Source organism: Sphingopyxis sp. (genome assembly GCF_965227415.1).
Taxonomy (GTDB): Bacteria; Pseudomonadota; Alphaproteobacteria; order Sphingomonadales; family Sphingomonadaceae; genus Sphingopyxis.
Genome location: NZ_OZ245749.1, coordinates 2390876 through 2411935, shown reverse-complemented (window position 1 = coordinate 2411935; position 21060 = coordinate 2390876). Strand labels below are relative to the sequence as shown.

The following is a 21060-nucleotide window of genomic DNA, read 5'->3' as shown; positions in this document are numbered from 1 at the left end:
CTTGCGCCCCCCGCTCAACCACTTAAGGTCGCACGCCATGAACAAAGCCCCCCTGCTCGCCGGCCTCGCCGCATTCGCCCTCCTGTCCACCCCCGCCATGGCGCAAAAGTCGCCCGAGGCGACCGCCGAAGCCGCGCTCAAGAAAGCGCCGGTGTTCGACGGGCATAACGACGTGCCCTGGGCGCTGCGCGGGCGCGCCGACAATGTCATCAACAGCTTCGATTTCGTCGACACGACCGACACTGCCAAGCCCGATGCGACGCCGCCGGTGATCGCGATGCACACCGACCTCCAGCGCCTGCGCAAGGGCCATGTCGGCGCGCAATTCTGGTCGGTCTATGTGCCGGCGAACACCAACGAGCAGCAGGCGGTGCAACAGACGCTCGAACAGATCGACGTCACCAAGCGCCTGGTCGCGCGCTACCCGAACGACCTCGCTCTCGCGGCCAATTCGGCCGACCTCGAAAAGGCGATGAAGGCCGGCAAGATCGCAGGCATGATGGGGATGGAAGGCGGCCAGTCGATCGGCTCGTCGCTGGCGGTGCTGCGCCAGATGTACGACCTCGGCGCGCGCTACATGACGCTGACCCACTCGAAGAACATCCCCTGGGCCGACAGCGCGACCGACGCGCCCGCGCTCGACGGGCTCAATGATTTCGGGCGGCAGGTCGTTCGCGAAATGAACCGCATCGGCATGATAGTCGACTTGAGCCACGTCAGCGAAGCGACGATGAAGGACGCGCTCGAGGTGTCGAAGGCGCCGGTGATGTTCAGCCATTCGGGCGTGCGCGCGGTGAACCCGCATCCGCGCAACGTTCCCGACAGCGTGCTGCCGCTGGTCAAGGCGAACGGCGGGATCGTCATGATCGTGTTCCTGCCGACCTTCCTCGACGCCGACGTCCGCGCGCAGGGGCTGGCGCGGACGGCCGAGCAGGCGCGGCTGAAGGCGCTGTATCCGGGCGATCCGGCGGCGGAAAAGGCTGCACTCAAGACCTGGGATGCGGCGAATCCGGCGCTGACGACGAATGTCCAGAAGGTCGCCGACCATATCGATCATCTGAAGAAGATGATCGGCGTCGACCATATCGGCCTCGGCGGCGACTATGACGGCATGGATTCGGCACCGGTCGGGATGGAGGATGTGTCGGGCTATCCTGCGCTGTTCACCGAGCTGGCGAAGCGCGGGTACAGCCAGGCCGAGCTCGAGAAGATCGCGAGCGGCAATATGCTGCGCGTGCTGAAGGCGGTCGAAGCCTATGCGGCAAGCCAGAAGGGCCAGCCGCCGGTCGAAACGCCGGTCGCGAAATAGCCGGTCGCAAAGGAGACAGCCCCCTCCCGATCAAGCGAGAGGGGGGTGTTCTTTCGTCCCGAACGGCCAATCCACCGCGCCGCTCGCCCAAAGCGCCCACCAGATGATCAGCGGCTGCAACGCAAGCCGAGGGCCATGGTACCACCAGCTCAGCGTCTCGCCGCCGATCGCGATGTTCGCGAGCGCATGGTGGAAGTTCGCGGGCCATACGCACAGTGCATAGAGCGCAAGGCCCCAGCCTGCCGCTTGGCGCACGCGCGGAATCATCAGGCCGATCGCGCCCGCCAGCTCGGCCACGCCGGTCGCCGCGACAACGGCGTCGGGCTGCGGCACCCACGACGGCGTGATCGCCAGGAAGGGCGCAGGCGTGGCAAGGTGGCGATAGCCCGCATAAGCGTAAGCGGCGGCCAGCAGCCAGCGGAGCGCCGTGCGGACCCGCTCGCTCAACGGCCGATCGCGGCGAGCATCGCCTCGACACTGGTGAATTTTTCGCGGGGATTGCCGTCCAGCGCCGCAGCAATCTCGGCCGCTTCGATCTTGCGCCAGTCGCGGAAGGTGACCGGTACGACGTCGCGGCTCGCAAGCAGCGCGTCGAGCGCCGGGCGCCCCGCCTTGCCGGCGCCGCGGCCGATGTCCTCGAGCACCATTTCGCCGATGCGCGCGCCGTCGGGCTTGTTCGTCCCGATGGTTCCCGACGGCCCGCGCCGCGCCCAGCCGACGGCATAGAGGCCGGGCAGGACGCGCCCTTCATCGCTCGCGAAACGGCCGCGGCCATGCTCATAGGGAACGCCGGGGATCGGCGGCGTCTGATAGCCGATGCAGCTGATCACCAGCCCCGCGTCGATCGCATAGGTTTCGCCGGTGCCATGGCTGCGCAGGTCGGCGTCGAGCGTCGTGCGCTCGACGATGATTCGCTGGACGCGGCCCCCGTCTTCGCTCGCACCCTCGATCGCGACGGGCATCGCAAAGAAGTCGAAATCGATCGTCACCGGCTTGGCGACGGGGTTGGCGGCAAAGCTGCGCAGATGCGTCACCGACTTGCGCATGCCGGGTTCGAGCACGGCGTCGTCGCCTTCGGGCGGCATATCGACGGGGTCGACGCGCGGGCTCGCGCGTTCGAGGTGGCCGAGCTCGCCCAGCTCTTTCGGGGTCATCGCGATCTGGTGCGGGCCGCGGCGGCCGAGGATGTGGATGTGCCGGACGGCGCTTTCTGCGAGCGCGGCGCGAGCGTGCGCGACGATGTCGCTGCCGGCAAACTCGGCCGGAGTCTTGGCAAGGATGCGCGCCACGTCGAGCGCGACATTGCCGTTGCCGATCACCACGACGCCCGCGGCATCGAGCGGCGGATCGAGCGTCGCGAAATCGGGATGGCCATTGTACCAGCCGACGAACGCCGCGCTGCCGATCACGCCGGGCAGATCGCCGCCGGGGATGTCGAGCGGTCGGTCGTGGGGGGCGCCGGTCGCGAGGATGACCGCGTCGTAAAGCTCGACCAGTTCGTCGATGCTGACGTCGGTGCCGACCGACACATGGCCGACGAAACGGACATTGTCGGCTAGCGCGACACCTTCATACCGGCGCGACACGGCCTTGATCGACTGGTGATCGGGGGCCACGCCGGTGCGGATCAAGCCATAGGGAACGGGAAGGCGGTCGATGACGTCGATCGCGATATCCTCGGCCTTTTGCAGCGTTTCGGCCGTATAATATCCCGCCGGGCCCGACCCGACGATCGCGACATGACGCATCAGCCCACCTCCATATGTGCAGCCTGCGCCGGGGCGCGGCCACTTTTGTTATCGGACGATGCTAGCGGCGAAATGCGCAAGGGCAAGCGGGCTGTTACAGATGGCCGCAGCGGTCTTGACACGGAGCGCGCGCAATCATATTGCGCCCGCCTCTGGTGCCCCGTCGTCTAATGGTAAGACTGCGGTTTCTGATACCGCCTATCGAGGTTCGAATCCTCGCGGGGCATCCAAAAAATCTCCTGAAATCTCACAATGGCCGGCGCATTGGCGCGCCGTCCGCTGGCCCGTCCGGGTCCCCCTCCACATGCGCCGTGCACGCCGAACCTCGTCCATCGCGGGGCGTTGACCGCCTGTCCCGCCGTTGCGATCGGGCGAGAGAGGGCTGCTTTGCGAATATCGAAGCCAGCGGCTGGCCATTATTGACGAAGTGTCAATTTTTTCTTGCGGGCGGCATTCCGCGGGCTTATCGAGGCGTCCTAAAACATAGCAAGATCGAGGATGCGACGATGAAGGATATCTTGGGTTATCGGGGAAAGCGTGTCGTCGTGATGGGCTGCTTCTCCGGAACGGGCGAAGCGTGCGCCCGCGCGCTCGTCGATCTGGGTGCCGAAGTGCATGGCGCCGACATAAAGCCGTCACCGGTCGACCTCGCCAGCTTTACGCAAGTCGACCTGAAGGACCCTGCCGCGATCGGCGCAGGGATCGCCAGCATCGGCGGCAAGGTCGATGCGCTGTTCAACGTGTCGGGCCTGCCGCAGACGTTTCCCGGTGAGGATGTCGTTACCGTCAACTTCCTCGGCATTCGCGCGTGGACCCAGGGCTGGTTGCCGCACCTCAACCCTGGCGCTGCGATCGTCACTGTCTCGTCGCTGGCGGGCATGGGCTATCTTGCGCGCCAGCCGTTGCTGCGCGCGTTCATGGCGCTTCCCGATTTCGCTACGGCCCGCCGCCATTATCTCGATAACGCGACCGATCTGGGCGATCCGTACACGCTGTCGAAGGAACTCATCAACACCTGGACCCAGGTCAGCGCGCCCGACCTGATCGGCCGCGACATCCGCATCAACTGCACGATGCCGTCACCGATCGACACACCGATGCTCGGCGAATTCCGCAAGATCGCGGGCGATGCGGTGCTCGGCGCCTTTGCCAAGGCCAAGGGCCGCTATTCGACGCCCGAGGAACAGGCGCTGCCGCTGATCCTGCTCAACAGCGATGCCGCGCGTTTCATCAGCGGCGTGTGCCTGCCGGTCGATGCGGGCCTGGCCGGGGGACTCGCGACCGGCGTGCTCAATATCCAACAGATGATTGCCGAAGCGAGCGCCGCCTAGATTTCCTCTCTGTCGCGCAGCGACGGCGAGGATCGACAGGCCTAATCGCGCACGCCCAGCATCATCGCGATGCTGTGCGCTGCCGCCGCCTTGAGGTCGGAATAGCCGACGCCATCGTCGTCGCGGCTCATCGGGCCGATGGCCGACAGCCGTTCAAGCAGCATCAGCATCGTGCCCGCGCACGAGCGCGATGACAGGTCGGCGGGGATGCGCCCCGCCGCTTGCGCGCGTTCGACCTGTTCGCTGATTGCGCCCATGATCGGTCGCGCCAGGTTCATCCGCGCCTCATAGAATCGCGCGTCGCCTTCTTCGGCGGCCAGGTTGCGGACGACGAAAATCGTCCGGTTGCGGTTCCAGATGTCGGTATAATGTTCGACGAAGGCGCGCGCCTCGCGTGCGGCGCCCGGCGTCAGCCAGTCGCGCGCGACGATCGCTTCCAGCTCGGGCGAGGTTTGCGTCGCGCTCTCGAGCGCGGCGAGCACCACCTCGGGCACCCCCTTGAAATAGACGTAAAAAGTCGCCGGAGAGGTGTTCGCGGCGCGCGCCACATCGACCACCGAAACGTCGCGCAGGCCGTGCGTTTCGAGCAGCGCGACCGTCGCGTCGATCAATTGCTGGCGCGTCCGTTGCCCCTTGGCACCCAGCTTGCGTGCGCCGTTGTCGGGGGCGGCCCCTGCCGCGCCACGGTCGTCCAATACTGCTTGCTGCTGCGTCAAAATGTCTGTCCTGCCCCGAAAATTCGTCGCAATCCTAACAGCAGACTTGCGATAAGGCAAAAAATTGACGTATCGTCAGAAATAACAAGAAACCAACGGAAATTGGGGATTCGGGATGGAGAGGCTGGCGGGCAAGGTTGCGGTCGTGACCGGTGCATCGAAAGGGATGGGGCGGCATTTCGTGGCGGCGCTGGTGGCGGCCGGGATGCGCGTCGCCTGTCTGGCGCGGGCGTCAGACGAACTCGATACGCTCGCGGCGGACTTCGGCGATGCCGTGCTCGCCTTACCCTGCGACGTCGCCGCGCCCGAGGCCGTCGATGCGGCGGTTGCACACACGGTCGAGCGTTTCGGGCGTATCGACGTCGTCATTGCTAATGCGGCCGTCTATCACCCCTTTGCGTTCGAACATGGCAGCGACGACATCGTCCGCAACCATGTCGATATCAACATCCTCGGCGTCGCGTGGCTGATCCGCGCGAGCATCCCGCATCTGCGCGCCAGCAAGGGCCAGATCGTCGCGATCAGCAGCGAATCGGTGCGGATGCCCTTTCCGATGCTCGCGCTCTACGCCGCGACGAAAGCCGCCGTCGAAACGCTCTGCAACGGCCTGCGCGACGAACTGCGCAGCGACGACATCCGCGTCACCATCTTGCGGTCGGGTTCGGTGAAAGGCGGCTCGGGCGGCAAGGCCTGGTCGCCGGATACGATCGCCGCTTTCTACAAAAAGATCGTCGAGACCGGCCATGCGTCGATGACGGGCGAGGGCGCGACTCCCGAATCGATGGCGCAGGCCTTGCTCTCGGTCATCGGCCTGCCCGCCGACATCGGCGTCGACCTGATCGAGGTGCGCGCGGCGCACGTCGGCGTGCCCGATGGCGCGAAGACCGCCGGGTGACCTCCCGCCCCAACCTCCCTCTCCTCATCGGCGCGCTCTGGATCGCCGAGGTCACCGGCAGTTTCGAAACCGCGATGATCCTCGCGGCGCTCAAACGGCTGATCCAGGATTTCGGCAATCCCGCGATGGTCGGCTGGCTGATCACCGGCTATCTGATCGTCGGCGCTGCGATTGCGGCGGTGGTCGGCCGCCTCGGCGACCTGTTCGGGCGGCGCCAGACCTTGATCGTCGTCCTCGCGATCGGCGCCGTCGGATCGTTGATCAGCGCGCTGTCGACCAATTTCCCCGTGCTGCTGGCCGGCCGGTTGATGCAGGGCGTCACCGGCGCGATCCTACCGCTCTGCATTGGGCTCGTGCACGAAAATCTGGGCAAGGACCGCGCGCCGATGGCGATCGGGCTGATGATCTCGGGTGCGTCGATCGGGACCGCTGCCGGGCTGGTCGTCGGCGGGCTGATCGTCGACAGTTTCAGCTGGCACGGCATTTTCTTCGCCAGCGCGGGGCTGTGTGTCGCCGCGGCGCTCGCAACGCTGGCGTTCGTGCCGCTCTCGAAACGGCAACCGCCCGCCGCGCCGGTCGATTGGTTCTCGGGGCTGGCCTTTGCGCCCGGCGTCGCGCTCGTGCTCGTCTATTTCAGCACCGGCAAGGATTGGGGCTGGGCCAATGGCTGGTCGCTGGCTGCGCTCGTGCTGGGGCTGGCGCTCATTGCCTGGTGGATGCGGCAGAGCCTCGTCAGCCCCAATCCGCTGATCGCGGTTCGCAGCTTCGCCAATCGCACCATCGCGGTCGGCGGCGCGGTCACGGCGCTTGTGTCGATGAGCACGCTTCAGATCACCGTCTTCTTCTCGCTGTTGCTACAGGCGCCGGCATGGACGGTCGCCGGCCTTGGCCTGTCGGCCACCGTCGCCGGGCTCGCCAAACTGCCCTCGAACCTCAGTTCGACCTTCGCGGGGCCGCTCGGCGGCTGGCTCGCGGGCAGGGGCGGCGGGCGTATCGCGCTTGTGGTCGGCGGGCTTATCACCACGACCGGCTGGATATTGGTCCTGCTCGACGCGAGCAGCTTCACGATCGTCGTCGCCGAACTCATCGTGATTTCCTTTGGCGCGACGATGCTGTTCTCGGTCGCGCCGACGATCATCGCGCAGGCCTCGCCGCCCGAACGGATCAGCGAGATTTCGGGCATGCTCACCGTCATCCGCCAGCTCTTCCTCGGCATCGGCGCGCAGATGGTGACGACCTTGCTCGCGGTGGACGTCGTGCGCCGCGGCCCGGAAACCTATCCCTCGCCCTTTGCCTATGACCTGACCGTCACCGTCATCATCGCGCTGTGCCTCGCGGCGATCCTCGTCGCGTTCGCGCTCCCCCGACAACGTCCATCGCAGGAACAGACATGAGACCGCTTCCCGAACTCACGCCCGAAAACACCGCCTTCTGGACCGGCGGCGCCGGGGGCAAACTGATGATCGCCTTCTGCGCCGACTGCCGGCACGCCATCCACCCGCCGCAGCTGATCTGTCCGGAGTGCTGGAGCGAAGCGGTCGAAAGCCAGGCGGTTCCGGGTACGGGCACCGTCTACAGCTACACCGTCAACCACCAGCCATGGGCCCCCGGCATGCAGGTTCCCTTCGCGCTCGCCGTCGTCGATCTCGACGGCGCCCCAGGTGTCCGCGTCACCGCCGAAGTGGTGGGCACCGACCCCGACACGATCGCGATCGGACAAGCGATGCGCATAACCTTCGCCAACATAGACGATATCTGGTTCCCGCAATGGGAGCCGGCACGATGACCCTGAATGCAGCGATCACCGGCGTCGGCATGTCCGACATCGGACGCAAGACCGGGCGCCCGGCAATGGCGCATCTCGCCGAAGCGGCGAAGCGCGCGCTCGAATGCGCGGGCCTGACGAAAGACGATATCGACGGCATCTCGACCTATCCCGGCAAAGCCGACAATTCGCCCGGCATGTCGCCGCTCGGCACCGGCGAGGTGCGCAATGCGCTGGGCCTGAAGACGCGCTGGCACAGCGCCGTCCCCGACGGTCCGTCGCAGATGGCGCCGCTGATGGTCGCGGCCATGGCGGTCGCGACGGGGCAGGCGCGGCACGTCCTCTGCTTCCGCGCGCTCACCGAAAGCAGCTCGCAAACTGCCGGGCAGCGCGCGAGCATTCCGGGGGCGGGGCGGGCACGGCTCGGCGGCTGGTACAGCTATCTCGTCCCCGCCAATGCGATGTCGGCGTCGAACTGGGCCGGCTGGATGGCGACGCGCTATTTCCACGAGTTCGGCATGACCCGCGAGCATCTCGGCCTAGTTGCGACGGGCCAGCGCGCTTTTGCCCAACATAATCCGTCGGCCGTGATGCAGGCGCCGCTGACGATGGAAGATTATCTCGGCGCGCGGATGATCTCGTCGCCGCTCGGCCTGTTCGACTGCGACGTCCCGATCGACGGCGCGTGCGTGATCATCGTTTCCGCCGCCGACGCGGCCAGGGATTGCGCACGCGCGCCGCTGGCGATCGAAGCGATGGGCGCGGCGCTCGACTCGCAGGAGACTTGGGACCAGCGCGCCGATCTCACGACGATGGGCGCGCATGATGCCGCGGCGGACATGTGGAAGCGCACCGACATAAAGCCCGCCGATGTCGACATGCTCGCGCTGTACGATGGGTTCAGCATCTTCGTGCCCTATTGGCTCGAAGCCTTTGGCTTCTGCGGGCACGGGGAGGCGAAGGATTTCATTGCCGATGGCCATATCGGCCCCGGCGGACGCTTTCCGGTCAACACCGGCGGCGGCCAATTGTCGGGTGGGCGACTCCACGGCTTTGGACTGCTGCACGAGGCCTGCACCCAATTGTGGGGGCAGGGCGGTGGACGACAGGTCGCGGGTGCGAAAACCGCGGTCTGCGGCATGGGCGGCGGATTCATCGCGGGGTCGATGCTGATCCGGCGCGATTGACCGCCGCGCGATGGAGTTCAGACATTAACCCAGCTTCGCTCGTCGCTCGCCCGTACCGCCGCTTCGACCACCTCCTGTACATGCAGGCCCTGCGCGAAATCGGGCGACGCGGCGCCCTTGGCATGGATTGCGTCGCGCATCGCGGCGAATATCGAGGCGAGCGCGAACAGCCCGGTCTCGGGCCGGTCGGCGACGGCGCGACAGCCGGGAATCCGAAGATAGTCCGGCTCCAGCGTGATGGCGTCCATCGGCGCGCTGCCCAGCGCTGCATTTCGCGTCCCGAACAACTGCGTATCATGCGCCATCGGAAACACAGGCGCACGCGCTTCGAGCCGCCCTTTCGATCCCCACACCGAAAAGCGAAACCCGTCGCCACCGATCTTGCACCAATTTGCCTCGACCCGCGTCGGCAGGCCCGACGCATGGCGCAGCAGCATCGACGCGCGATCGGGCACCTCGGGGCGGATGAGATCGCCGTCCGCCGGCCATTCCTTCAGCGCCAGCGACATATCGGCCGCCACCGACGCCACGGGGCCGAAGAAATGGACGAGCAGGTTCAGCATGTGGCTGCCCAGATTGCGCCCCGCGCTCGCGCCGTTGGCGGCGTCGGCGAACCAGACATAGCCCGGCACATTGGTCTGCGCCGCGCTGAACAGCGGCACTTCGAACGCAATGTCCGCGCCAAAGACGCCGCCGAGCCAGCCCGCGTCGACCATCGCTTTCATCTGCACCATCGCAGGCACAGCCTGCATGAAGGCATCGACGACCGCGACCGTCCCGGCCGCTCGCCAGGCCGCGGTCATCGCCCGCGCATCGGTCAGATCCTTGGCGAACGGGACGCCATTATAGACATGCTTGCCCGCGCCTAGCGCCGCCATCACCATCGCATAGCGCAGCGGCGGGCGGGTGCCGCAATCGACGATATCGATATCGGGGTCTGCCGCCATGTCGCAAAAATCGTGAAAGGCGCGCGCGACGCCGAAGTCTTTCGCGGCCTTGGCCGCGGTCTCGGGCCGCGACGTACAGATAGCGGTGACCTCGATCCCGTCGACACTGCGCCATGCCGGCAGATGCGCCCTCGCACCCCAGGCGGCGCTGATGATCCCGACGCGGAGGGGGCGAGCGATCATGCGGCGCCTGCCGTCAGGCGATCGCCTTCTTGTTCTTCAGATCCTCGATACGATCCCACTCGAGCCCGAGTTCCATCAGGAACAATTCGGTGTGCTCCGACGCCTCGGGCGCCCGCGTGTTTTCGACGCCCGCATGGTCGAACTGCACCGGGTTCGCGACCAGCCGGATCGGGGCTCCGCCGTCGGCGCTTTCGACCTCGAATATCAGGTCGTTCGCCAGCACCTGCTCGTCGCTCGCGACGTCGTGCACCGATTGATAGGCGGCCCATTGACCCTTCATCGTCTTGAGATGCTGGATCCAATAGGCATAGGGTTGGCCTGCGATGGCGTCCTTGACCAGCGGATAGGCTTCGGTCGCATTCGCCATGATCGCCTCGGCGGTCGAGAAACGGTCGTCCTTGGCAAATTCCGGAATGCCGAGATGGCCGAACACATCCTCGATATAGGGGCCGGGCGACAGCACGGTCAGGTTGATGAACTTGCCATCGGACGTCTTGAACACGCCCATGAACGGGTTGGTGCCGACGGCCTGGCTGCCGCCCGGCATCTGATTCTCGAACGGATCGGTGCCCAGCTCCATCGCGACATCGACCGAACAGGCGGTTGCCCAGATGCCCGACGAGAGCAAGGACACATCGACCTCGGTCGCCTCGCCGGTGCGCTCGCGGTGGAACAGCGCGGCGGCGATGCCGCCCGCGATATTCATGCCGCCGATCGTATCGCCATAGGCCGGACCCGGCTGGGTCAGCGGACCGTCGAGCGCCTTTGGCGTGACCAATATGGCGGAACCGCCGCGCGCCCAATAGGCGGTCGAATCGAACCCGCCCTTGTCGCGCTCGGGCCCCTTGTCGCCGAACGCCGATCCGCGCGCATAGATGATCTTCGGGTTCGCCGCGCGAATATGCTCGACGTCGATCTTCAGCTTTTGCCGCTGGTTCGGCAGGTAATTGGTGAGAAAGACATCGCAGGTCGCCGCGATTTCATAGAGAAGTTGTTGCCCTTCCGCGGTCGAAATGTCGATCCCGACGCTGCGCTTGCCGCGGTTCGGATGCTGCATCAGCGACGAGCGCTGCGGATTGACCGCGAGCCGCTGGAGCATCTGGATGCCGCGCTGCGCATCGCCGCGCACCGGGTGCTCGATCTTGATCACGTCGGCGCCCCAGTCGGTCATCACGCCGCCGGCCGCGGGAACGAAGGTGAATTGCGCGACCTCGAGGACGCGGATGCCGGACATCACTTTGGTCATGCGCTTTTCCTTTATTCGGCGTGGAAGCCGATCACCTTTTGATAGGTGAACTCGTTGAGCCCATCCTCGCCATATTCGCGGCCGTAGCCCGAGCGTTTGATGCCGCCGAATGGCGCGTCGGACTGCATCGTCCCGGCGCCGCCATTGATCGCCACCCCGCCCGTGCGCAGCTTCAGCGCCATGCGATAGGCCTGTCCCGCATCCGCCGAATAGATCGCCCCCGACAGCCCGAAATCGCTGTGGTTCGCCATCGCGATCGCGTCATCGTCGTCGTCGAAGCCGATCACCGCCCCGATCGGACCGAACACTTCTTCTTGCGCGAGGCGGCTGTCGTTCTTCACATTGTCGAACAGCGTCGGCTCGTAATAATAGCCCTTGTCGAGCCCTTCGGGCCGCTTGCCCCCGGCCACCAGCGTCGCGCCCTCATCCTGTGCGATCGCCACATAATCCTCGGTGCGCTTGCGCGCGACTTCGCGGATCAGCGGGCCATAGTTGACCGTCGGGTCGGCTGGATTGCCGATCTTGAGATGGCCGAGCATCGCCTGCATCGCCGCGACGAATTGCGGGCGAATGCTGTTGTGGACAAGGTGGCGCGTCGTCAGCGCGCAGCCCTGACCGCCATGGGTGGTGAAGCCCATGATCCCTGCCGCCGCGGCCTTTTGCACATCGGCGTCCGCGCGTACGATCAGCGCCGACTTGCCGCCGAGTTCCATCACGATGCGCTTCAAGGTCGGCGCGGCCTGCGCCTGAATCATCGCCCCGACCTTGTCCGAACCGGTAAAGTGGACCAGGTCGACGCGCGGGTCGGTGGTGAGCAATTTGCCCGTCTCGATATCGCCGGTGACGATGCTGAGCACGCCCTTGGGCAGCCCGACCTCGTCGGCGATCTCGCCGAGGATCAACGCCTGCATGGGCGTGTAGGGCGAGGGTTTCAGCACGACCGTACAACCGACCGCGAGCGCGGGGATGACTTTGCCGATGTTGAGGAAGAAGGGGAAATTATACGGCGAGATCGCGGCGACCACGCCGACCGGCTCGCGGCTCACCACCCCTGTGCCCAGCGTCGTGCGGCCCTGCGCATTGGGGGTCAGTTCGACCGGCAGCGACGAGACCGCCGGGCGCGACGCCACCTCGATCGTCCGGCGTGCATGCTTCATCGGGATACCATATTGCAGGAACTCGGCGAGCATTCGGGTCGCACCCGCTTCCGCGACGATCATGTCGACGATCGCGCCCTTGCGCGCGTCGAGCGCGTTGAGGAAGCGCGTCAGCACCGCCTGCCGCTCGGCCACGGGCATATAGGGCCAGTCGCCCTGGTCGAATGCGGTGCGCGCCGCGCCGATCGCGGCATCGACCTGCGCTGCGCTGCCGACGGGAGCCTCGATGAGCAGGCTTTCGTCGGCCGGGTTGATCACCGCCTCGCGCTGGTCGGTCTTTTGCCATTCGCCGCCCACATAGATGGCGTCGTCATATTTCAAGAAAGCCATATGTTTGTCCTTATGAAACGGCTTTTGCGTCCCAGACGATCGGCAGGTTGCGGATCGACAGCAGCCCGGGGATCACCGTCGTATCGGCACCCGCCTTGATCGTGAAGGGCGGCACGCGCGACAGGAATTCCTGAAGCAACACGCGCAGCTCACGCCGCGCCAGATGCGCGCCAAGGCAGATATGCACGCCGCCGATCAGCGTGAAATGCCGGTTGTTCTTGCGCTCGGGATCGAAATCGCGCGGACAGGCGAACTGTTTCTCGTCGAAATTGCCCGCGCTGTTGATGCACGCGATCCAGTCGCCTTCCTTCAGCTCGACGCCGTGCCAGGTGAAGTCCTTCTTGATCCGGCGGCCGCTGTTGACGAGCGGCTGGACGCGCAGGAATTCCTCGACCGCGCTGTTGATGATCTCCGGGTTGGCACGGATGCGGGCCTGGAGTTCGGTATCCATGCCCATGCGGCGGAACATCTGGCTGATCGTCGAGGCGACGGTGTCGAGCCCGCCGAGCCACAGGAACCAGGTCATGCCGATCGTCTCGTCGGGGGTCAGCGGTTGCCCGTCCATCTGGCCATTGGCGATATAGCTGCCCAGCGTCTCGTCGGGCTTCGCCTGCTTCTCCGCAATGAACCCGCGCAGATAGGCGAGGATGCCCTTCACCGCCTCGGCCTTGGCGCCGATGTCGGGATTGTGCAGGATGGCATATTCCCACTCGAGGAACTGGTCGAACATGCTGAAGGGGAACCCCATCAGGTTCAGGAAGACGCGGACCGGATAGATGCGCCCGAAGTCATAGGCGATGTCGACCTCGCCATCCTGGACCACCGCATCGATCATTTCGGTGACGATCGCGCGGATCTTCGGCTCCATCGCGTTCATCGCGACCGGCGTGAACCAGGGGTTCAGGAAACGGCGATAGCGGCCGTGGTCGGGCGGATCGATGCCGAGCGGGATCGAGGGAAAACTCTCGCCCGCCAGCACCTGGAACTGCGCCGCGCCTTCGGTCGAAAAGATGTCGTTGTCCTCATAGACGCGGCGGATGTCGTCATAATGCGACACCGTCCACGCGCCATGCTGCCGCCCGCTCGTCGGCCAGGGATAATAAAGGATGCGCGGCACCGCGGGCGAACGCATCACCTCGGCGGGCTGATAGGGATCGGGCAGGTCGTATGCGATCTGCCCCTGTGCAAAGCGTGTATCGAGCACCAGTTCGGGCGGGACATGCGCGGGCACCGCCGGCGCGTCCGCCGGGGCACGGGCGATCGGGCAGCGCGCGAGAGTCTCGGTCATCGACGTCCTCCGCTCAGGCCGAAGCGAACATGCGTTCGATGTCGCCCGACGTCACCGGGCGCCGCGCCTGGCCGATCGCGTCCATGCTGTCGGACTTCAATCCGCCGAGGTTGTGGCGCGGGCTGACATCGACGTCCTTGCCCAGTTCGCGCAGGTGCGCGACGGTGCAATTCTCGCGCCCGCCGTTGAGCGCGAACGCGTCGAAGCTGTATTCGCGCATCACATTCTGGTGGGTTATCTTGTCGATCGTCGCCTTCGACAGGCCGTTGACCGACGCCCACAGATATTCGGGAACATTGGGCCACACGGTGTCCGAATGCGGATAGTCGCATTCGTAGCAGACCATCTCCTCATTCATATATTCGAGGTTCTTCACCCCGAACTGGTCGTCGATGAAGCAGCAGATGATGTGGCGCTTGAACAGGTCCGACGGTCGCTCGCCCTTGAAATCGGTGAAGGTCCATTCGTGATGATGCTCGTGCGTGAAATCGGCGCGTTCGAGGAAATAGGGGATCCACCCGATGCCGCCTTCGCTGAGCGCCATGCGCAGATCGGGGTAGCGCTGCCAGAATTTGGCGAAGGTCCAGTCGGCGGCCGAATTGGCGATCGAGATCGGCATCGCGGTGATCCACGCGTCGATCGGGCTTTCGGGCGAGGGATGCATCGCGCGCGCGCCGGTGCCGATATGGCAGTTGATCACCATCTTATAGTCGCTGCACGCCTTCCAGAACGGCTCCCAATATTCATTGTGTATGCTCGGCAGGCCGATGTTCGACGGATTGTCGGAAAAGCTGACCGCATGGACACCCAGGTCGCTCATCCGCTTCAGCTCGGCCAGCGTGTCGTCCATGTTCCACATCGGGATCAGGCACATCGGGATGAAGCGGCCAGGCGCGGCCGCGCACCATTCCTGCACATGCCAGTCGTTCCACGCGCGGCAGGCGAGCAGCGATTCTTCGGGATCCTTCTGCGCCATCGCGACGAAGGTGCCACCGGCGAAGCTCGGCATCGTCGGGAAATTGAGTGAGGCGAGCACGCCGTTGGCGTTCATGTCGTCGACGCGCAGGAGCGGGTCATAGGTGCCGGGACGGAGTTGATCGAACGCGCTCGGCTCCATGCCATATTCGCTGCGCGGGCGGCCGACGACGGCGTTGAGCCCGATGGTCGGGAAACGCTGGCCGTTCCACGACCAGATGTCCTTGCCATTGTCCTGGACGATGCGCGGCGCGCGGTCTTTTTTCCCCTCGGGATAGTGGCGGATAAAGGCCTCGGGGGGTTCGACCGCATGGTCGTCGACGCTGATGATGACCATATCGTCCATCTGCATGGCGACTCTCCTCTCCATTTGCTTATTGTTGCGCGCATCATCGCAAAAATTGACGATGTGTCAACTCTTGGATTATGACCTGGTGTGATAAGTCGGGAGAGAAAAATGGTAGCGCGCGTTTTGCCGGTGATCGACCGCGACAATGAGGCGTATTGGACATGGGGCCGCGAGGGGAAGCTGGCGATCCATCGTTGCGCCGCCTGCGCCTATTTCGTCCACCCGCCGGTTCCCTTCTGCCCGCGCTGCGAAAGCCGCGACGTCGGTCCGCAGGCGGTGTCGGGGCGGGGCAGGGTCGTGACGTTCACCGTCAATCACAAGGCGTGGGTGCCCGATCTGGCCGAGCCCTATGTGCTCGCGCTCGTCGCGATCGCCGAGCAGGACGATGTGCGGATTCCCTGCAACATCGTCGACTGCACGCCCGAGACGGTGGACTTCGACATGGCGGTCGAGGTCGTCTTCGAACCGGCCGAGGATCTGTGGGTCCCGCTTTTCCGCCCGGTGCGCGCGTGACCCGTTTCGCCGAGAAGGATTGCGCGATCACCGGCGTCGGCATGTCCGAGGTGTCGCGCGGCGCCAGCCGGTCGGCGCTGGCGCTGACCGTCGACGCGGCGCTCGAAGCGATCGCCGACGCCGGCCTCGCGCGCGCCGACATCGACGGCATCGCGACCTGGCCCGGCGAACGCGCAGACGGCTCGGGCTTTTCACCCGTGGGCTGCGCGGCGCTCCAGGATGCGCTGCGTCTGCAAGTGAACTGGTATGGCGGCGGCGGCGAAGCGCCGGGCCAATATGGCGCCGTGTTCAACGCGATCGGCGCGATCGCAGCGGGACTCTGCCGCAACGTCCTGATTTTCCGCACCATGTATGAAGCGACGGCGCGCAAGGCCGCGTACGCCAACTCGCTGCTTCGCGAAGGGCAGCGGCAGGCAGGCCCCTTTTCGTGGTACGCACCCTATTACACCTATGCTGCCGCCTTGCAGCAGGCGCTGTTCTTCAACCTCTATGTCCACAAGAGCGGCATCACCGCCGAACAGGTCGGGCAGATCGCGGTCAACCAGCGCCGCAATGCCGCGCTCAACCCGAACGCGATCTACAAGAGTCCGATCAGCATCGACGATTATCTCGCCGCGCCGCTGATCGCGACGCCGCTGCGTATCTATGACTGCGATGTGCCGATCGACGGGGCGGCAGCGATCATCGTGTCGCGCATGGACGTCGCGCGCGACCTGCCGAATCCGCCGATCCGGATCGACGCGATCGGATCGTCGATGCGCTATCGCAACAGCTGGACGCAGCTCGCCGAACTCGACACGCAGGCGCAGCCCAAGGTCGCCGAGATGATGTGGAGCCGCACCGACCTGAAGCCCGCCGACGTCGACATCGCGCAACTCTATGACGGGTTCAGTTTCCACACGATCAACTGGCTCGAAAATTTCGGCTTTTGCGAACGCTATGGCGCGAAGGATTTCATCGAAGGCGGCACGCGCATCGCGCTCGACGGCGATCTTCCGGTCAACACCGGCGGCGGCGCGATGTCGGGCGGGCGGCTCCATGCCTATGGCACGGTGCACGAGGCGTGCACGCAGCTTTGGGGCCGCGCCGGAGCCCGGCAGGTGAAGGGCGATCCCAGGGTGTGCGCGACATCGACCTCGGGAGGACCGCTGGCGGGCGCGATGCTGCTGGTGCGCGAGTAAGGCGCGGCGGCTTGCGCACCGCCGTCGAACTAGTCCGTGTCCTGTTCGACGGGCGATGCGGCCAGTGGAGGCGCCGCGCCGCCGTCCAGCGCCAGCCGCAATTGTTCGCGGTCCAGCGCATTGTCCCAGCGGGCAACGACGATCGTCGCGACCGCGTTGCCGATGAAATTGGTGAGGCTGCGGCATTCCGACATGAAGCGGTCGATGCCGAGGATCAGCGCCATGCCCGCGACCGGGACCGAGGGTACGATCGACAGCGTCGCAGCGAGCGTGATGAACCCTGCTCCGGTCACGCCTGCGGCGCCCTTTGAACTGATCATCGCGACAGCGAGCAGCGCGATCTGGTCGCCGAGCGACAGGTCGACATTGCACGCCTGCGCGATGAACAGCGCCGCCAGCGTCATATAGATGTTGGTGCCGTCGAGATTGAAGCTGTAGCCGGTGGGGACGACCAGCCCGACGACCGACTTTTCACAGCCGGCGCGTTCCATCTTCTCCATCAGGCTGGGCAGCGCGCTTTCGGACGAAGAGGTGCCGAGGACGAGGAGCAATTCGGCCTTGAGGTAGCGGATCAGCTTGAAGATCGAGAAGCCCGCGAGCTTGGCCGCGATACCGAGCACGACGATCACGAAGATCGCCGAGGTGAGATAGAAGGTCGCGACCAGCCCCGCGAGGTTGGCGAGCGATTCGATGCCATATTTGCCGATCGTGAAGGCCATCGCGCCGAACGCGCCGATCGGCGCCGCGCGCATCAGGATGCCGACGAGCTTGAACACGACCAGCCCGATGCGTTCGAGCATGTCGCGCACCGGCGCCGCCGGTTCGCCCGCCATCGAGAGCGCGATGCCGAAGAGGATCGAGACCAGTAGCACCTGGAGCAGCGAATCGCCGGCGAGCGCCGAGACGAGCGTCGTCGGGATGATCGCCATTAGAAATTCGATGATACCGCTGTGCTTTGCCTTCTCGACATAGCTGTTCACCGCGCCGGTATCGAGCGTCGCGGGGTCGACGTTCATTCCGGCACCGGGCTGGATCGTGTTGGCGACGATCAGGCCGACGATCAGCGCGAGCGTCGAGAAGAAGAGGAAATAGGCGAAGGCCTTGCCCGCGACGCGGCCGACCGATCTCAGTTCGGTCATCCCGGCGATGCCGGTCACCAGCGTCAGGAAGATCACCGGCGTGATGATCATCTTCACCAGCTTGATGAACGCGTCGCCGAGCGGCTTGAGCGCTTCGCCCCACGATGGCCAGACATGGCCGATCAACGCGCCGAGCACGATGGCGACGAGAACCTGGGCATAGAGGTGGCGATAGAAGGGCTTCGGTCCCGCCGACGCCTGTCCGGACTCGTCGATTGCTATGACAGCCACGCGTACATCCTCCCGAGCGCGGCCGTTTCGCCGCTGGTTCCGCTCAAACATGGCCAGCATGTTTGCCGGACGGCAAGCCCGAATTGCTCGCCCACCGGACCGAGCCCAATCTTTCGGACATGACCAGGGGTCAGCCGCGTGTGCCGGTCCTTTGGCTGGCGGCCGCAGGCCCGGTCAGGAACAGCGGTTCCATCCCGCGCCGCGGACCGCGCGCCCCGGCACGGCGCCGCTCGGCTCGCCGTCCTTCAGCACCGCGACGCCGTTGACGAACACGTCGCGCATTCCGACCGCATATTGATGCGGCTTTTCGAAGGTCGCGCGGTCGGCGACGGTCGCGGGATCGAAAATGACGACGTCGGCGAAATAGCCGGGCTTCAGCGCGCCGCGTTCGGCGATGCCGAGGTTCGTCGCGGGCAGCGTGGTCAGCCGGTAGATCGCCTGTTCGAGCGAGATCAACTTTTCGTCGCGGACATAGCGGCCGAGCAGGCGCGCGAAATTGCCATAGGTGCGCGGATGCGAGCCCGATTTCAGGAAGACGCCTTCGGCCGACTGCGACGCGGCATCGGACCCGAAGCTCATCCACGGTAGCTGGACCTGCTTGCGGACATTGTCTTCGGACATCAGGAAATAGACCGCGCCGACGCGCGAGCCGTCCTCGACCACCAGGTCCATCGCGGTTTCCTCGGGCGACTTGCCGCGCATCGCGGCGACCTCGGCGAGCGTCTTGCCGGTCAGCGGTTTCAGCGCCTCATTCTTGAAGCCGCTGAGGATCATCTTGTCGGCGCCCGCGCCGAGGTAGAGATTTTCCCAGTCGCTGCCGGGCTTTTGCATTTCGGCCGCGACGCGCGCGCGAATCGCCGGATCCTTCAGCCGCTCGATCCAGGCCTCGAGACCGCCCGCTTGCACCCAGGTGGGCATCGCAGCGTCGAGTCCCGTGGCGCCGGCGGTATAGGTGTACATATCGGTCGTGATGCGAATCCCGTCGGCGCGTGCGGCCTCGATCTTCTTCACCACCGAGTCGAATTTGCCCCAGTTGCCGCGGCCCGCCATTTTGAGGTGATAGATTTCGGCGGGGGCTTTCGAACGACGCGCGATCGCGATCAGTTCGTCGACCGCTTCTTCGAGCCGGTCGCCTTCGGAGCGCATATGGCTGATGTACATGCCGCCGCATTTTCCGGCTTCGGTCATCAGCGCGACCAGTTCATCGGTCTCGGCATAGGAGCCGGGCGCATAGATCAGCGAACTGCCGACGCCGAGCGCGCCCTCGTTCATCGCCTGACGGACGAGCAGACGCATGCGAGCCAGCTGTTCGGGCGAGGGATCGACATCATCCTCGCCGAGTTCATGGACGCGGACCGTCGCGGCGCCGACGAAACTCGCGACGTTGGTCGCGATGCCACGCTTTTCGAGCGACGTCAGATAATCGCCGAGGCTGGTCCAATCGATCTTGTACTTGATGTCGCCCTGGCGATCGGTCTCCTGGCGCTTCATCGTCGCGTTCATCGGGCCCATCGACCAGCCTTCGCCCATCACTTCGAGCGTCACGCCCTGGCGGATGTCGCTCTGGCTGCGCGGGTCGGCGATCAGCGATTCGGTTGCCCAGCTCAGCATGTTGATGAAGCCTGGCGCGACCGCGAGGCCCTTTGCCGCGACTTCGCGGGTCGCGGTTCCTTCGATCCGGCCGACCGCAACGATCCGGTCGCCCTTGATCGCGACATCGCCGACAACGGGCGGCGCGCCCGATCCGTCATAGAGGGTGCCGCCGCGGATGATCAGGTCATAGGCGGGTTTCGCGGCGACCGGCGCCGTGACGAACAGGGCGCTGACAGGCAGCGTGCTGGCGAGCAGGGCCAGGCGAAGGGTGCGCAGCTCAACCATGGAGGCTCATCAGCGAATCCATCAGCCCGTCGTCGGCGCTGGAGCAGACACCCAGCACGAGTGCTTCGTCGAAGCCCCCGGCGACGACATAGGCGTGGCCCATCGACGAATCGATATAGATGCCCTGACCGACGTCGAGCGTGACGGGGTCGTAGAATTCGCTGTGCACTTCGATCCGTCCTTCCAAGACATAGATGAATTCCTCGCCCTGATGGTGGACGAGCTCGCCGAACTCGCTCGCGCTGTGGGCGCGGATGCGGGTCAGGATCGGGATCATCCGCTTCTGGCGGAGATCGGTGCACAGATAATGATAGTCGTAATTGTCGGTCGTCACGCGGGCCGCGCGGTCGATGGTCCCGATGCTGCGGCGGCCGGTAACGCGCGGCGTGCTGTCCTCTTCGTCTTCGGCGAACAGGTCGGACATGCGGATCTTGAGTCGCTGGCTCAGCTGCTGGAGCTTGTCATAGCTCAGCGTCAGCCGGTCATGCTCGACCTTCGACAGCGTCGACACGGGGATGCCCGACTTCGCGCTCATTTCCTTGAGCGTCCAGCCGTTTCGCGAACGAATGCCGCGCATCACCGCGCCCAGCGTCGGCGGGCTCGATGGGTCCGCCATCAATATTTCCATTCCATGTTTGACAATTTTCTAATCAGGATCATTATGTCCCCATCGGGCCAACAGATGTTAGTCC

Annotated in this window: 19 protein-coding genes and 1 tRNA gene; 9 read left to right on the top strand and 11 right to left on the bottom strand. The window is 65.4% G+C overall.

Annotated elements, in window-relative coordinates:
• The first annotated feature begins 37 nt into the window (after nt 1–37).
• Nucleotides 38–1309 (top strand): dipeptidase, encoded by a 1272-nt coding sequence (locus ACO055_RS11755; protein WP_422059063.1) that lies wholly within the window; start codon nt 38–40, stop codon nt 1307–1309.
• Between the two features lie 30 nt (nt 1310–1339).
• Here the strand turns inward: ACO055_RS11755 and ACO055_RS11750 are convergent, their stop codons facing one another.
• Both ACO055_RS11750 and ACO055_RS11745 read right to left on the bottom strand, forming a co-directional pair.
• Entirely contained in the window at nt 1340–1756 is a 417-nt protein-coding gene (locus ACO055_RS11750) for a DoxX family protein (RefSeq protein ID WP_422059062.1), read from the bottom strand.
• Nucleotides 1753–3057 (bottom strand): FAD-dependent oxidoreductase, encoded by a 1305-nt coding sequence (locus ACO055_RS11745; protein ID WP_422059061.1) that lies wholly within the window; start codon nt 3055–3057, stop codon nt 1753–1755. Before ACO055_RS11745 ends, ACO055_RS11750 begins: the two co-directional genes overlap by 4 nt.
• A 156-nt stretch (nt 3058–3213) precedes the next feature.
• Here ACO055_RS11745 and ACO055_RS11740 point away from each other — a divergent pair.
• Together ACO055_RS11740 and ACO055_RS11735 are read left to right on the top strand one after the other, a co-directional pair.
• A tRNA-Gln gene (locus ACO055_RS11740) sits at nt 3214–3287 on the top strand.
• A 276-nt stretch (nt 3288–3563) separates the two neighbouring features.
• Complete coding sequence (locus ACO055_RS11735; RefSeq protein WP_422059060.1) at nt 3564–4388, top strand: coniferyl-alcohol dehydrogenase; 825 nt, start codon at nt 3564–3566, stop codon at nt 4386–4388.
• A 41-nt stretch (nt 4389–4429) separates the two neighbouring features.
• On the opposite strand, the gene ACO055_RS11730 is transcribed toward ACO055_RS11735, so the two are convergent.
• Nucleotides 4430–5104 (bottom strand): TetR family transcriptional regulator, encoded by a 675-nt coding sequence (locus tag ACO055_RS11730; RefSeq protein ID WP_422059059.1) that lies wholly within the window; start codon nt 5102–5104, stop codon nt 4430–4432.
• Nucleotides 5105–5219: 115 nt separating this feature from the next.
• Between ACO055_RS11730 and ACO055_RS11725 the strand changes: the two genes are divergently transcribed.
• The 4 genes from ACO055_RS11725 to ACO055_RS11710 are packed head-to-tail and all read left to right on the top strand — an operon-like array spanning nt 5220 to nt 8951.
• On the top strand, nt 5220–5999 hold the full coding sequence (locus ACO055_RS11725; protein WP_422059057.1) for an SDR family oxidoreductase: 780 nt from the start codon (nt 5220–5222) through the stop codon (nt 5997–5999).
• A complete protein-coding gene (locus tag ACO055_RS11720; RefSeq protein ID WP_422059056.1) occupies nt 5996–7393 on the top strand; it encodes an MFS transporter in 1398 nt (465 codons plus the stop codon). The genes ACO055_RS11725 and ACO055_RS11720 overlap by 4 nt, the downstream gene beginning before the upstream one ends.
• Complete coding sequence (locus tag ACO055_RS11715; protein WP_422059055.1) at nt 7390–7785, top strand: Zn-ribbon domain-containing OB-fold protein; 396 nt, start codon at nt 7390–7392, stop codon at nt 7783–7785. Before ACO055_RS11720 ends, ACO055_RS11715 begins: the two co-directional genes overlap by 4 nt.
• Complete coding sequence (locus tag ACO055_RS11710) at nt 7782–8951, top strand: thiolase family protein (RefSeq protein WP_422059054.1); 1170 nt, start codon at nt 7782–7784, stop codon at nt 8949–8951. Before ACO055_RS11715 ends, ACO055_RS11710 begins: the two co-directional genes overlap by 4 nt.
• Nucleotides 8952–8968: 17 nt before the next feature.
• On the opposite strand, the gene ACO055_RS11705 is transcribed toward ACO055_RS11710, so the two are convergent.
• The 5 genes from ACO055_RS11705 to ACO055_RS11685 are packed head-to-tail and all read right to left on the bottom strand — an operon-like array spanning nt 8969 to nt 15429.
• Nucleotides 8969–10081: a Gfo/Idh/MocA family protein gene (locus ACO055_RS11705; RefSeq protein WP_422059053.1), complete on the bottom strand. Its 1113-nt coding sequence runs from the start codon at nt 10079–10081 to the stop codon at nt 8969–8971.
• Between the two features lie 13 nt (nt 10082–10094).
• Complete coding sequence (locus tag ACO055_RS11700; RefSeq protein ID WP_422059051.1) at nt 10095–11327, bottom strand: CaiB/BaiF CoA transferase family protein; 1233 nt, start codon at nt 11325–11327, stop codon at nt 10095–10097.
• An 11-nt stretch (nt 11328–11338) separates the two neighbouring features.
• Nucleotides 11339–12814, bottom strand: coding sequence for an aldehyde dehydrogenase family protein (locus ACO055_RS11695; protein WP_422059050.1), 1476 nt, complete (start codon nt 12812–12814; stop codon nt 11339–11341).
• Nucleotides 12815–12824: 10 nt separating this feature from the next.
• Nucleotides 12825–14102 (bottom strand): cytochrome P450, encoded by a 1278-nt coding sequence (locus ACO055_RS11690; RefSeq protein ID WP_422059049.1) that lies wholly within the window; start codon nt 14100–14102, stop codon nt 12825–12827.
• A gap of 13 nt (nt 14103–14115) precedes the next feature.
• On the bottom strand, nt 14116–15429 hold the full coding sequence (locus ACO055_RS11685) for an amidohydrolase family protein (protein ID WP_422059048.1): 1314 nt from the start codon (nt 15427–15429) through the stop codon (nt 14116–14118).
• 105 nt (nt 15430–15534) lie between these two features.
• Here ACO055_RS11685 and ACO055_RS11680 point away from each other — a divergent pair, with 105 nt between their 5' ends.
• Both ACO055_RS11680 and ACO055_RS11675 read left to right on the top strand, forming a co-directional pair.
• Entirely contained in the window at nt 15535–15939 is a 405-nt protein-coding gene (locus tag ACO055_RS11680; RefSeq protein ID WP_422059046.1) for a Zn-ribbon domain-containing OB-fold protein, read from the top strand.
• Nucleotides 15936–17120, top strand: coding sequence for a thiolase family protein (locus ACO055_RS11675; RefSeq protein WP_422059045.1), 1185 nt, complete (start codon nt 15936–15938; stop codon nt 17118–17120). Before ACO055_RS11680 ends, ACO055_RS11675 begins: the two co-directional genes overlap by 4 nt.
• A gap of 29 nt (nt 17121–17149) precedes the next feature.
• Here ACO055_RS11675 and ACO055_RS11670 read toward each other — a convergent pair whose 3' ends face one another.
• From ACO055_RS11670 to ACO055_RS11660, 3 genes are all read right to left on the bottom strand, one after another.
• The gene (locus ACO055_RS11670; RefSeq protein WP_422062460.1) at nt 17150–18481 is read right to left on the bottom strand and encodes a dicarboxylate/amino acid:cation symporter; all 1332 of its coding nucleotides are present in this window, start codon (nt 18479–18481) and stop codon (nt 17150–17152) included.
• Between the two features lie 183 nt (nt 18482–18664).
• On the bottom strand, nt 18665–20368 hold the full coding sequence (locus ACO055_RS11665) for an N-acyl-D-amino-acid deacylase family protein (protein WP_422059044.1): 1704 nt from the start codon (nt 20366–20368) through the stop codon (nt 18665–18667).
• On the bottom strand, nt 20361–20984 hold the full coding sequence (locus ACO055_RS11660) for a helix-turn-helix domain-containing protein (RefSeq protein ID WP_422059043.1): 624 nt from the start codon (nt 20982–20984) through the stop codon (nt 20361–20363). Before ACO055_RS11660 ends, ACO055_RS11665 begins: the two co-directional genes overlap by 8 nt.
• Nucleotides 20985–21060: the final 76 nt, after the last annotated feature.